Source organism: Shewanella sp. SP2S2-6 (assembly GCF_031931965.1).
Classification (GTDB): domain Bacteria; phylum Pseudomonadota; class Gammaproteobacteria; order Enterobacterales; family Shewanellaceae; genus Shewanella; species Shewanella baltica.
The window spans coordinates 1-13,822 of sequence record NZ_JAUOEQ010000016.1 but is presented as its reverse complement, the minus strand read 5'-3'; the positions used below and the strand labels follow the sequence as shown (position 1 = coordinate 13,822).

The 13,822-nt window shown below is 43.9% G+C and carries 11 protein-coding genes and 1 pseudogene; all 12 read left to right on the top strand.

The genetic code is table 11. The annotated features are described in order from the left end of the window. Positions 1-79: 79 nt before the first annotated feature. Positions 80-1,138 (top strand): HlyD family secretion protein, encoded by a 1,059-nt coding sequence (locus tag Q4Q57_RS12400; RefSeq protein ID WP_311890993.1) that lies wholly within the window; start codon positions 80-82, stop codon positions 1,136-1,138. 1 nt (position 1,139) lies between these two features. Then, positions 1,140-2,768, top strand: coding sequence for a DHA2 family efflux MFS transporter permease subunit (locus Q4Q57_RS12395; RefSeq protein ID WP_311890992.1), 1,629 nt, complete (start codon positions 1,140-1,142; stop codon positions 2,766-2,768). 163 nt (positions 2,769-2,931) lie between these two features. Beyond that, the gene (locus tag Q4Q57_RS12390) at positions 2,932-3,387 is read left to right on the top strand and encodes a GNAT family N-acetyltransferase (protein ID WP_311891034.1); all 456 of its coding nucleotides are present in this window, start codon (positions 2,932-2,934) and stop codon (positions 3,385-3,387) included. 60 nt (positions 3,388-3,447) lie between these two features. Further along, positions 3,448-3,774, top strand: coding sequence for a putative quinol monooxygenase (locus Q4Q57_RS12385; protein WP_311890991.1), 327 nt, complete (start codon positions 3,448-3,450; stop codon positions 3,772-3,774). Between the two features lie 28 nt (positions 3,775-3,802). Then, positions 3,803-3,910: pseudogene (locus Q4Q57_RS12380) on the top strand (radical SAM protein); the annotation flags it as partial. Between the two features lie 190 nt (positions 3,911-4,100). Beyond that, entirely contained in the window at positions 4,101-4,598 is a 498-nt protein-coding gene (locus tag Q4Q57_RS12375) for a hypothetical protein (RefSeq protein ID WP_311890990.1), read from the top strand. A 178-nt stretch (positions 4,599-4,776) separates the two neighbouring features. Further along, on the top strand, positions 4,777-5,439 hold the full coding sequence (locus Q4Q57_RS12370; protein ID WP_409438191.1) for a tyrosine-type recombinase/integrase: 663 nt from the start codon (positions 4,777-4,779) through the stop codon (positions 5,437-5,439). Positions 5,440-5,449: 10 nt separating this feature from the next. Continuing rightward, complete coding sequence (locus Q4Q57_RS12365; protein WP_311890988.1) at positions 5,450-8,725, top strand: VPA1269 family protein; 3,276 nt, start codon at positions 5,450-5,452, stop codon at positions 8,723-8,725. 17 nt (positions 8,726-8,742) lie between these two features. Beyond that, entirely contained in the window at positions 8,743-9,366 is a 624-nt protein-coding gene (gene gmtX / locus Q4Q57_RS12360; RefSeq protein ID WP_311890987.1) for a gamma-mobile-trio protein GmtX, read from the top strand. Positions 9,367-9,817: 451 nt separating this feature from the next. Then, on the top strand, positions 9,818-11,053 hold the full coding sequence (locus tag Q4Q57_RS12355) for a DUF4297 family anti-phage-associated protein (RefSeq protein WP_311890986.1): 1,236 nt from the start codon (positions 9,818-9,820) through the stop codon (positions 11,051-11,053). Further along, the gene (gene herA, locus Q4Q57_RS12350) at positions 11,050-12,810 is read left to right on the top strand and encodes an anti-phage-associated helicase HerA (protein WP_311890985.1); all 1,761 of its coding nucleotides are present in this window, start codon (positions 11,050-11,052) and stop codon (positions 12,808-12,810) included. Before Q4Q57_RS12355 ends, herA begins: the two co-directional genes overlap by 4 nt. A gap of 457 nt (positions 12,811-13,267) precedes the next feature. Next, on the top strand, positions 13,268-13,822 hold a 555-nt coding region (locus Q4Q57_RS12345; RefSeq protein ID WP_311890984.1), incomplete at its 3' end, for a hypothetical protein.

Genomic DNA, 13,822 nt, shown 5'->3' with positions numbered 1-13,822 from the left:
ACAGTGGGTTGATTTTTTACTGGCTAATAAACTTAGTGAGACAGTAGTACACTAGATATCACTAATCAAGGAGTCATTCATGTCCAAAAGTAAACTCATTATCGCCGTTCCACTGTTACTCGCTGCGGTTGCGGGAGGCGGTTATTACTGGTGGACACAGGTACGTTTTATCGAAACCACTGATAACGCTTATGTTGAGGCCGATATTTCCCATATCAGCGTTAAAGTACCCGGCTACGTCGTGTTAAGCGATGTGACCGATAACCAGCATGTGCAAAAGGGTGAGCTATTAGCTCAGCTCGAAGATAACCAATTTAGCGCCAAAGTGAGCCAAGCCGAAGCCTCACTGGCAAGTTCGAAGGCGGACTTGCAAACCTTAGCCGCTAAGGTTGAGTTACAACGGGCGTTAATCACCCAAGCCAGTGCCGGTGTCGTGGCGGCTGAGTCAGATAAAATACGTGCACAGCAACAATTGAGCCGCTCGAAAAAGCTTAAAGTCAGTAATTACAGCTCTCAAGATGATGTCGATCAACTGCAAGCGGGATTCGATTCTGCCGCCGCCCGTCTCGATGAAGCCAAAGCCGTGTTAGTGGCAAAGCAACGCGAGTTAGCGGTGTTTAATGCCCAATTAGATCAGGCGGGTTCTGTGGTAGAACAGGCCGATGCGACCTTAGAATTAGCGAAAATTCAATTAAATGATACCCGTGTGACCGCACCTTTTTCTGGGGTGATAGGTAAACGTGGCGCTATGGTGGGGCAGTACGTGCAGCCCGGCCAAGCACTCTACAGTTTGGTTCCGGATGGGGCTGTGTGGATCACGGCGAACTTTAAAGAGACCCAGATCCAACACATGCAACCAGGACAGTCGGTGCAGGTCAGTCTCGATGCGTTTCCCGACAAAACCTTTATAGGTGTTATCGATAGTCTGTCACCGGCGTCCGGAGCCAAATTCAGTTTACTTCCTGCGGAAAACGCAACAGGTAACTTTACAAAAATCGTCCAACGTATTCCCGTGCGTATTCGCTTAGATTTGTCTGAGGCAGAAGCGCACATGCTACCGGGCTTAAGTGCGGTCGTGAAAGTGGATACAGCGTCGGGCCTTGTAACATCGGCAATCGCTGCAAATACAGGTCGTTAGTATGAGCGCAACTGGCTCTATCACTGCGTCGGCCGATATGGAGGCGCAGGGCATCAGTGTCCCTAACAAGCCTACTGATTATGAGCGTGGCAGTCGCCGCTCATGGATCGCGGTATTTGGTGGGTTGATCGGCGCCTTTATGGCGATCCTCGATATCCAAATCACCAATGCATCGATGAAGGAGATTCAAGGCAGTCTTGGGGCTACGCTCGAAGAAGGCAGTTGGATTTCAACCGCGTATCTGGTGGCGGAAATGATCGCTATTCCACTCTCTGGCTGGCTTAGCACTGGATTGTCGGTCAGGCGTTATCTGTTATGGACCACGGCTGCTTTTATCTTTGCTTCCGTACTTTGTTCTATGGCGTGGAACTTAGAGGCAATGATCGCCTTTCGGGCGCTACAGGGCTTCTTTGGCGGTGCGCTTATTCCGCTGGCCTTTAGGCTTATCCTTGAGTTTTTACCCGATAACAAGCGTGCCGTCGGCATGGCGTTATTTGGCGTGACGGCGACCTTTGCGCCTTCAATCGGCCCGACCTTAGGCGGTTGGTTGACTGAGCAGTTTAGCTGGCATTATCTGTTTTATATCAATGTGCCACCGGGCTTGTTGGTGATGGCGATGTTGGCCTACGGTTTAGAAAAACAATCGGTGGTTTGGGATAAGCTGAAGAATGTCGATCTGGCGGGCATAGTCACTATGGCGCTGGGCATGGGTTGCCTTGAAGTGGTGCTCGAAGAGGGTAACCGCAAGGACTGGTTTGGCTCGGAACTCATTCGTAATCTGGCCATTATTGCCGCCGTGAATTTGGTGTTGTTTGTTTGGATCCAGCTAAGGCGTAAAGAGCCGTTAGTCAATTTGCGCCTGCTCGGTAAGCGTGATTTTGTGCTCTCAACAGTTGCGTACTTTTTACTGGGGATGGCACTCTTTGGCGCGATTTATTTGATCCCGCTTTATCTATCGCAAGTCCATGATTACACACCGTTAGAGATTGGTGGTGTGATTATGTGGATGGGATTTCCGCAGCTATTGGTATTGCCCTTAGTGCCGAAATTGATGGAGCGCTTCGATAGTCGATATCTCGCCGCCTTTGGCTTTTTAATGTTCGCTATTAGCTATTACATGAATAGCCAGATGACCGCAGATTACGCCGGACCGCAGATGATTGCCTCGCAAGTGGTGCGGGCCTTAGGTCAGCCGTTTATTCTGGTGCCTATTGGTATGCTCGCGACCATGCATTTGAAACCCCATGAAAATGCTTCGGCGTCGACGGTATTAAACGTAATGCGTAACTTAGGCGGCGCCTTTGGTATTGCGTTGGTCGCGACCCTATCAGACACGTTAGCGCGCGGGCATTTGGCCCATATTAAGGAATCCTTACCCGCAGTGAGCACGCAGGCACAGGACTATTTAGCCCAAAGCGCAAGCATGTTGCAGGCGGGTGGTTCAGATCCCTATACCGCAGCCGCGCAGGCGAAAGCTTTGCTGGGCAAAACCATGAGTCAGCAAGCCTATATTCAGGCCTATAACGATGTGTTTTACATCATGGGTGCTCTGCTACTTATCGCTGTGTTCGCCGTGCTGCTGATCCGAAAACCGACTGGGCCTGCGGCCCACGATGCCATGGTCGAGTAATAACGTTTTTCGTTATCCTGTTGTCGCCATAGATTTCCCCAGATCTATTGGTTTGCGCAACAGCTTTGCGCCTTAGTCCTCGCGGATTAAGGCGCTTTTTTATGGTCTTTATGCTGTGGTAGACTCAAAGCTCTTTTTCGATGATTTACAGAGGGATAATCGTTTGCAGTGGCAAAATCTTACATTTAATCAATTAAATGCCAATACCCTATACGACATATTGAAGTTAAGAGTCGATGTGTTTGTGGTCGAGCAGGCCTGCGCTTATCCTGAGCTTGACGATAAGGATAGGCACCCAGAAACCCAGCATTTAATTGGCTTATCGCCAGACGGAGAACTGCTTGCCTACGCGCGTATTTTGCCGCCGGGCTTAAGTTATCCAGAGGCGAGTATTGGCCGCGTGGTGGTATCGCCTGCGGGACGAGGCAAAGGGCTAGCCATGCCTTTAATGCAGCATGCCATCAAATCGGCATTGACGACTTGGCCCGATGCGGGGATCCAAATTGGCGCTCAAGATTACCTTAAAGCCTTCTATCAAAAGCTCGGTTTTGTCGCCTGCTCTGAGATGTATTTAGAAGATGGAATTCCCCATTTAGATATGCGCTATCAGCCAGCGTAAGCGGCTATCAATATAAGCAATGCGTGTAAGCATCCAAATTAAGCCAATTAAGGAACCGAAATGACGACTGCAACGGACTATAAAATCAATCAACAACAAATTGCCTGCGTGGCGAGTTTTCTGGCTAAAGAGGGCAAAACCGAAGCGCTCATCGCCGCGCTTACGAGCCTTATTCCTGACACGCGCCGCGAAGCGGGTTGTATTCGTTACGAACTCAATGTGAGCCGTGATGAACCGCGCCGCGTGACGTTTGTAGAGAAGTTTGTTGATATCGCCGCCTTCGATGAGCATTGCGCTAAAGATGCGATTCAACATTATTTCCACCAAGTGATGCCCGAATTGGTAGAGTCATTTCATGTGGAAACTTATCACCAAATCATTGTTTAACCGTGAGACCAATTATTAGGAGCTTGCAGTGTTGATTAACTATATCGAGCCAGTATTTAGACCGCCATCTGAATGGAAGTCATTGATACTGCAAGTGACTAATGGTTGCAGTTGGAACCAGTGCAGCTTTTGCGATTAGTGTAAGCTTTACTAAGTCCAAAAAAGTACTCGAAATCAGCCAATAGATTGCTTTTATAGAAATAAGACTCTTTACTTTACAAATTAATATGTCATAGGGTGTAAGCTTCAAGGTACTAAAGCCCAAATGGAGATTAAGGGTGAGAAACTCAAAAACAGTCTTCAAACACTCGCATAGGGAATGGCGAATGTTTGTTTTTGATAACACAGGTCTAAAGCCAATCTTGCCAGTTATCCTTACTGACAATGGTGTTTTGGTGGATTTTGTTCATTACATTCATATTCACAGATGGAAAAGTAGTGCTTGGCAAACAGCATCTTCTTTTTCGATTCAATTAATGTTGGAGTATATGGAAGCTACACATGGCTTCTATACTACTCCTCACGACGCATTGAGAGCATTTGCTGAGGCACTGTTTGCGGGAACAGTGGAGCATTATCAGGATCCTTCCGGCCTGTGGTGGCTACCTCGGTCGAGATTTGAAGCTAATAAGATCATAAATCACATTACCCAGTTTACTGATTGGCTGGCTAAACGAAAGCAAGATCAACGCTTGCAACTAAATCCCTGGCAGCGGGCAACTCAACATGAACAACGTCTTAATTGCGCAGCTTTTGAACAGCGTCGTTCTCAGGCTTTACTTGGTCATTTGTGGAAAAAAACAGCCTTTCACATCGAATTCTAGGGCGATTCGGATACGAAGTGTTCCAATAAGCAATAGTGCTGCCACAAAAGCTTTTCCAGAAACCCAATTTGAACTCTTTCTTTCTAATGGCTTTTGTCGTCGAGCTCGCGATCATCTTGGACGAACAAATCTTCGAGATGTACTGATCACTATGCTTATGCATTTTGGTGGACTGAGAATGTCTGAGGCTCTTTCTCTGTGGGTTGAGGATGTTCAGTGGAAGGGAGGACAAGTTCTAGTCCAGATTTTTCATCCAGAAGATGGCCTTTCTCCTGACGGGAAATCGAATCGTGCAAGCTATTTAGCTAAAGAATATGGCCTCCTTCCAAGGAACCGTTTGCCAAAGGGAAAAGATAAGTCATTTTTAGGATGGAAAAATCCACTTGTTAAAGCTGGTGAAGGGTATTGTTTTGATGTTTTTTTCTTTCCGCTTGAAGCCAGTTTCGAATTCGCAAGACTTTGGCTGGAATATCATCGGCGACAGCGAGTCAAGCCAGCAATGGATGCAAGACATCCTTATGCGTTTACCAATATCGAAGGAGAGCCTTATTCCTACGCTGCTTTTAGGGATGCACATCGAAGGGCAGTAAGACGTATAGGGATGCGAAGTGGGAAAATGGAAGGCACAACTCCTCATGGGCATAGACACGCTTACGGGCAAAGATTGGAGGGGGCAGGTGCTTCGCGAGAGATTATAAAAGAGGCAATGCATCATGTTAGTCTTGAATCTAGCGAAGTTTACACTGAGCCGAGTACGCAAACGGTTCGCCGTAAGTTAAAAGAGCTTGAGAACATTCGTGATCAAAAATATTGTACAGATATGTTAAATGAACTGGTTTAAAAGGATTTAAATGCAAGGAAAAAGAGAATTCTATTCCTACCAAGAAGCTCTTCAGATTGTTCGAAAGCAAGGCTTTGCCAATAGTAAGGAATACCGGAAGTTTGCAAGCATGGACTCCAAGATGCCTTCTTCCCCTAATTCCTTCTACAGAGACCTAGGCTGGATAAATTGGTCTGAATTTTTAGCTAAGAAACGCTGTAGAGAAGATTACTACACCTATTTAGAAGCCCAAGCAGTTGTTCAAAGGGCACGCATAGTTTATAGCAAGCAATTTAAATTGTGGGAAAAAACCGATCCGAAAATGCCGGCTAACCCTAACTACTTTTATAAAAACTCTGGCTGGATCAATTGGTATCGATTTTTGGGGAAACCTAGTCCAGGTGAACAGTTTTATTCTTATATCAATGCTCAGAAAGTTAATAAAGAGCAAAGTTTGTCTTCCAAAAAAGAATTCTACAAGTATGCTCGCACTGACTCGAGAATGCCGTCTGGCCCTGCTTATGTCTACAAGGATTCTGGTTGGGTTAATTGGTATGAGTTTCTGAATAAGTCACTTCCTGCAGAACTTTTTCACTCTTACGAATATGCCCAAAAAATTGTTCAAGAGCAGGGTATCGGTAACCACCAAGATTTTCGAGAGTATGCTAAAACTGACTCTAAGATGCCATTTTCTCCACATTTAGTTTACGAAAATAAAGGATGGATTGATTGGTACTCTTTTTGGGGAAATCCACGGCCAGATTTCTACACTTATGATGAAGCTAAAAAGGTCGTTAAAGAACATGGTATTCAAAGTCAAACGGAATATAAGAGATTCGCTCGATCTAACTTTAAAATACCAAGCACACCTTCACATATTTATAAAAACACTGGTTGGGTTGATTGGTACACATTTCTCGGCAAAATGAAGCCAACTCATTGGGCTGTATCCCATCCGAATATTTTTTCAGTCATGGAGTCTTGGCTTCTAACACAAACTGGAATTCCAACCAAGAAAACTGCGATCAATCGGTTTGTATCAGAGTTTCTTATACCTATGGGAATTCCGGATGAACCACTTTACCTATTGCTTCGAATAAATCGATTTGATCAAGATGCATACACACGATTTATTGATGGCTTGACCAAAACGGCAACAACCGCATATCACTTCATCATCAGTAATTTCATTGGTTGGATTTATGAAGTGCATTGTTTTTCCGATGAGGACGGTGAGCGCGTCGCCTTACCTGGTTATCGCAATCCTTTCGATAGTGTTCTGGCAGGTTTCGCTGAGACTATCAAAACCAGTTCGAGACCTGCTCAAACTACTAAAATTCCTCTTGGTTACGAGTTCATATTGCGATTGCGGGAGTTTCTTGCACCTGCGCTAGTGAAACTCTGTGAATTACCTCACCTCCACGAGTTTTTTTCAAGCGATTGGGTCTATGTAGATCCAAGCCTAATCGATAAGTCAGACCCCAATTGTGTTTGGAGAATCAAGAAAAATGCAGATAGGACAATTGATGGAAAACGAAGTGTAGGAGATCATCCTCAAATTTGGTCGCCAGTTAGGTTTATTGCACTTTACACGCTGATTCGTATGCCTCTACGCGGACAGCAAATACTTTGGCTAGACAGCGGAGAATCTGATCAAATAATACCGGTAAGAAAAACCGATGGTTCAATCACATGGCAACAAAATTCGGGACCATTAGAGGGAAAGCTGATTGGAAAAAAACGTCCACAAGGAATGATTCAGCGTGGGTATGATGGAGGGGCAATATTCTATGTAAATACTAATAAAACGGGGCGAGATTATGATATTCCCTATGTTCCTGATGATTTAGCGTACTGGTTGCTGCTATTGCGGGATTGGCAACTTAAGTATCAGCCGATTTCAGAACCTATGCTATGGAGCAACACGAAACTTCGCCATGAAAAAAATTCTAAATGGCTAAAAGCTCAAGGCTCACAGTGTTTCCTATTCAGAGTGTCTCATGAAGGACATCCTGCACTGACAAGTACCGTTTTCGGAAGCCAGCTACCTCGTCTTCTTAAAGAAATTGAACGCTCCGGAGAGGACCTTGCTGAGTATGATTCAAATCATAAAAGATATACTTCAGCATATTCTCCACACTGTCTGAGAGTTAGTTTAATTACATCACTTATCGCAGATGGTCATGCCCCACTTTCTGTTGTATCAAAGCTTGTAGGTCACTCAACTATAGTTATGACGATTTATTACACTAAGTTGAGCCATGAGCAGATGCGCAAGCCTTTGGGCGAGGCGGAAAAGCGCATGCAGGCAGAAGCACAGGCTCGAGAAGCTGAGAAAATTCAAAATGAAGGTTTAAGCACTTGCCGACATAAGCTACTTGTCACTGATAGTAATCAAATGTTTCTCGAACCAGGCCACCCTAAATCTGCCTGCCAAGTTAAGGATTATGGGATTTGCCCTATGTCCGGCGCTGCATGCTACGAGGGAGGTGATTTCATAGTTGATCGTGGACAGGAGGTAATTTATGCACCAGTCCAAGTAGGCTATCTTGGCTCACAAAATTGCCTTCGTTGCAGGTTTTTTGTTACAGGTGTTCCTTTTATCGGGGGTCTGGTGGCGTTAGCAAATGAAATCGGGCTAGAGGCTGAAACGGAGCAAGTTCGCTACAAAAATTTTACTCGCGAGCTAGATGTCTTGGAGCAGATGGCCTACGACGCGGACAAATCTGGTGAACCCTTCGTGCTGGAACTGGAACGCAAGCGAGCTATCGCTAACCAACAACAATCTGCAACCAAATTCGCAATGCTGGCAGAGGATTATGAGGCTGCTGACAATTGGATTAACAGCTGCCTTGAATTGATGAACGATTCTGCTGACCCTGCAAGTATTCGATTAGTTGTCGCTGGAGAGCAAGTAGAATTTGAAAGGGTTTTAGAAGAATCTAGGAGCAATTACCACCTACTCGCTGAGATCTGCCAGAATGCTATTATTTATCATTCAGCTAATCCTTCACGGGCATTACCTGCTATAGCCCAAACGATTGATCGCATGGCTGATCTCAATGGCCTAAAACCAGCGATGTTCAAATTGACGGATGAACAGAAGCTCACGGCAGTGAATGAGTTGAATGCTTTTCTCCTCGCACGTCTTGGATCGTGGGAACGTATCGATGAGCTGATGTGCGGCGAACTCATGCTTTTGGATATTGATACCCACACACCTGAACTCAAGTCTATGACCAAGGAGATTCAGGCCATTCTCATGAAAATGCCGGATGTTAGGCAAATTGGCGGTGATGTTACCTAATGATAGATAACAACGTAATGACTCCAGAAGATACTTTTGAACGGCTTATGTCTGATGCTTCGGATCCTCGCCGAAAGCGCAGTCTAGAAGCTCTAAATGAAGTTTGCGGGCTTCTCTATGAGAGAAAGTCTCTGGACTTTACCTATGACAATATCATATTGCTTGGCAACGATAGAGGCCTGCTCATTCCCGGCAAGAAGTCTCTTGTTAATTCGACTGGACTACATTATCGGGAATTGATTTTTGCTTGGAAACACAGAGCCAGAGAGCACATTCAGCCGAACCTTGAGAAGGACCGTTGGGTTGAAGATATTACAGATCCTGTGGCTCGGATGAGTGTTCACATGCTGTTGAATGAGGTAAAGGCACTCAAGGCTAAGCGAGCCCGAAAAGCACAACATGATGGCATTCTGACAATCTCTAATTCTTACGGTACAAATAAACCTTTCCAAAATCTAGTCTTTAGTAGCTCGGAACTTAACGCTTTGAGTGCCTCGATTGATCCTGAAGTACTAAAGTTACATGGGCTATGTATCGGATCTCGCGGCGAATTGCTTGATTCAAGTGGTCGGACTGTGTTTAAACCTGGATTCAGAGATGCAATTGAAAAAATCTTAACTGTAAAAAAAGAGAGGGTGTAGGCTGATAACACGTAAATATTTCATCAACTTTAAAAGGTTTATCCACTAATCAGTTTGCGACTTTATGCTTCCATTTACAAAGTTAAACCATGAGTGTCGATGCTATTTCAACAGTATTGTGACTTATCAGATACTCGTGAGTTAGTAAGAATTAGCTATCTATTGCAAATTTCACTTGCATCTAGTAAAGAAAAGCTGGATTCATAACATCTTATGCGTTTGATATTTCAATAATTTGCTCGATTTTCAGATTTTTTCAGCCATAAAATAGACCTCCTTTAATTTTTAGATTAACAAATGTTGCCCAGTTCGTTAGAAAGTGTAATGTTATTAACATAAGTAAACTTGAAACTTTTGTTTGCTTGGCATTTTTAGTTGAAAAAAGCACTAAATCGTACCAGTTAGAATTAGTAATCTCGCATGCTAAGTTAAAGCCGTTAAAGGAATAGTCATGAAGGACCGTAGTGCTACAGCTACCATTAAAGGTTACTTTTATCAGTTCGACCAAACAATCGTTCGCTTACTCGAGGCTTCTGCAAATGCAAGTGTAACAGTCGAAGGTATTGAAGATGTAGACCTGAACGACGGGAGTGAGAGTGCGTTTGTTCAGTGCAAATACTACGAAGGAACTGAATATAACCATTCCGTAATTAAAGAAGCAGTGATACACATGCTGAGGCACTTTCATGCAGCAGGTTGTCCGAGTAACCAAGTCTTCAAGTATCGTCTCTATGGGCACTACAAGAGTGGGCAACACAAGCTTGTGACTCCTCTCACTGAAGCCTTTTTAAAAGATAACTTTTTAACTTATACGCACGAGAAGGTTGAGCACAAGGTTCACGAAGAGTGTTCGATAACGCCTGCACAGCTTACTAGTTTCATCGGCCTGTTAGATATTGACGTGAATGCACCTTCGTATGAAGAACAGCAAAAAAAGATCGTCCAGCTTCTCATTAACGAAATTTCAGGCTGCTCAGATGCTGATGCCAAAATATTCTATTATCCAAATGCGATAAACGTGATCCAAAGTTTGGCAGTGGAGGCTGATGAGGAAAAGCGCAAGATCACTAGAGTTAGGTTTATCAAGGCCACAAACCGCAAAGAAATGATTTTTAGTCACTGGTTGCTACAAAAGTTTGGTGCCGATTATTACGCCAAAATGACTCGGAAAAAATTCTTTAAATTTACTACACCAAAAATGCCGAAAGCATCAAGAATCTTTGTGATTGATATGCAGGGCGAATATGAGATTCACAAGGCTGCAGGAATGCTCAAAAAACTTGGTGATTTCTTCTCGCACAAAGAGCTTGTGAGAACCCCTCCGCAAGATCGGTTCTGTCCTTATGTATTATTGCGTGGACTCGCCTCTAATGAATTAATTGAACTCAAAACAAATCTTTGGAAACAAGGCATCCTATTCTATGACGGCTATCCATTTCAAGGAGCCGATTTTTCGGAAACATTGCTTGTGGCTGATCCAACTAAGGAAAATCTCTGGAGAGTTAAATTTATTCCCTCAGAAGACAAATTGGCATCAACGGTCGATGCCATTTCGGGTTCAGTCATCGAGATCTACGACCTTTACAAAACAGCACCCTTAGGCGATGCATTAGTTCCAAAGGGAAGTTCGCATCAGCCGATCAAAAGTAGTAGTTCCTATTTTATTCAAGAGGTTATACAAGCATGAGCGATATAAAGGCTGAAGTAATCGCAGTCTTCCCTGATAAGGTGAAGATCTCGGTAAGCGACATTGCAGCATTCTCCGATGGCAAAAGCATTCGCGTCGGTTCTTATCTGCGAATTACTGATAGTGAAGACTGTGCTCTAATTGCGATTATTGAAAACTTTTGCATTGAAGTTAACGATAAGGCACAGCGTCGCCACATAATAGAAGCATTGCCACTAGGTATCATTGCTGACGGAAAATTTATCCGTGGTGGTGAAACACTAACTATCCCGCCGACTGGTGTGGCGCCAGCAACGGAAGATGATATTAAAAAAATCTTTGAAGATTCCGTTGAGTCTAAAAAGAAATTTGTATTCAGCTCGCTGGTTTCCAACGATAAAATCAATGTGCCAGTGGATGGCAATCGTTTTTTCAACAAGCACATTGCGGTTGTTGGATCTACAGGCGCCGGAAAGTCACACACAATTGCTAAAATTATTCAGTCTGCAGTTGATGCGAAAGATGGAGAATACGCGCTCAACAATTCTCATGTCGTTATCTTCGATATCCATTCTGAATACAAATCAGCATTCCCAAATGCAAACTTTCTGGATGCAAGCTCACTAACTCTTCCATATTGGCTATTGAACAGTGAAGAACTTGAAGAGGTGCTATTGGATACCGGTGAGCGTGACAATTACAATCAGTCTGCTGTCTTTCGACAATTAGTCACAGAGAACAAAAAGAAGCATAACGCGGCGGCAAAGTTCGTATTCTATGACAGCCCGCTGAAATTCGATATTCGCGAAGTGCTAAACGCGCTTTACAATATTAAGAACGAAACCGTGAACTCGAAAAACGAGTCGCGATATATGATAATCGATAGCTCTTACTCACTTCCTACAGATGGTAAAACTGACCCGAGTCATGGCATTCAATTAAACGCAGATCAGAGATTGGATAAGTATTTCAATAGCCGGCTCGACTTTCATCTAACAAAGAGAGAAAGCATTACGAACGGTAGCTATGCTGATAAATCGCTCGACAAATTTTTTACCCGCTTCGAGTCAAAGGTTGCTCAAGATAGACTGCAGTTCCTGTTTGGTCCTGCTGCAGATACCGCGACACTTGAAGGCACATTAATGAGCTTGCTTGGCTATGGAGACAAGAAATCGAATGTCACAATAGTCGATTTAAGTGGTGTACCTTTTGAGGTGCTCAGTATTACAGTCTCTCTGATATCCCGCATACTTTTTGAATACGGCTATTACTATAAAGTAATGAGAACGAAAGCAAACGAGCCTATCAATAATGATGCTCCGCTTCTATTAGTCTATGAAGAGGCGCACAAGTACGTTCCAAAAAGTGACCTTGCCAGGTTTCGTGCATCGAAGTTTTCAATTGAGCGTATCGCTAAGGAAGGGCGGAAGTACGGAGTCACGTTGCTGCTTTCCAGCCAACGACCATCCGAGATTTCGGAAACGATTTTCTCTCAGTGCAGTAACTTTCTAGCCATGCGGCTGACAAATCCAAGCGATCAAAGTTACGTATCGCGCTTACTCCCTGACACACTAGGTAACCTTAGTGATAAGTTACCGACTTTAGGTGCTGGCGAAGCTCTGCTGATTGGTGAAGCTGTGGTTATGCCATCTCTTGTCAAAGTAGCACCTTGTAGTCCAGCACCATCTTCAACTGATATTCCGTACTTCCAGCTTTGGAAAGAGGAGTGGAAGAACCTTGATTTTAAGGGAATAAAGACAACTTGGCTCAAAGAATGATGTCTAAACAGCGCACATATTTAGTGTTTTAATGCCTGTTTCTGGTATCCATTATTATATTGCCAGCTGCATACCTCGTACGATGAGCATACCTCGTACGATGAGCTTACATCGTACGCTAAGACATACCTATTGCGCGAGAATCTGCATCCCGATTTCAATGACGGTTTGCTGCATTGATTGAGTTAATATATTGTCAGTAATACAGTGTGTCGGCATCGGCAATATTCTATTCCCCAAGCAAATAATCTGCCGCCCATAACATGTGAACTTTTGTACTTGTCACTTTCTCTTGCGCAGATTTGTGAAAAAGGCTTTATTGATACGCGAAAGAGGTTACAAGTGATCATCACTTTCGATTGAGTATCCATAATTCGCTATCTTGTGTTCGGACTTAAAAAGCCAAAAATGCAGAGGTTTGAATATTAAACCGTAATAAAAGGAGTTGCAGTTAAGAATGGATTTGAAAAAAGCGAGAGAAGCTGCGATTACTTCACCAGCAAGCCATGTGCCCGCTTTTGTTCATGTTCAAACTGCCGCGCAGTCGCTACCGTTCGATGAGCTGCGCTGGGAGAACTTTGAGAAGCTGTGTTATCGATTGGCTGGCAAAGATGCTGATGTGGAATCCCATAGTTTGTATGGTCGAGCAGGACAAGCTCAGCAAGGAATAGATATTTTTGCCAGAAAGCGAAACGGTAGATACAACGCTTGGCAAGCGAAGTGTTACAAAAAGTACTCTGGAAACGATTTGGAAAAAGCTTGCACAACTTTTTTATTAGGAGATTGGTCACATAAGACAGAAGTGTTTTTCATCGCAGTACAATGTTCTGTTGATGATACCCATTTGCAGAATGCAATAGAAAAACAAGCGGCGTTATTTCGTGAACGAGATATTATTCTAAGAGTTTTTGGTGGGCAGGATTTATGTACAGCCTTGCGCAGTCATCCTGACATTGTTTTGGAATTTTTTGGCCGAGAATGTGCTAAACAATTTTTTGGGGATACAGTCAGT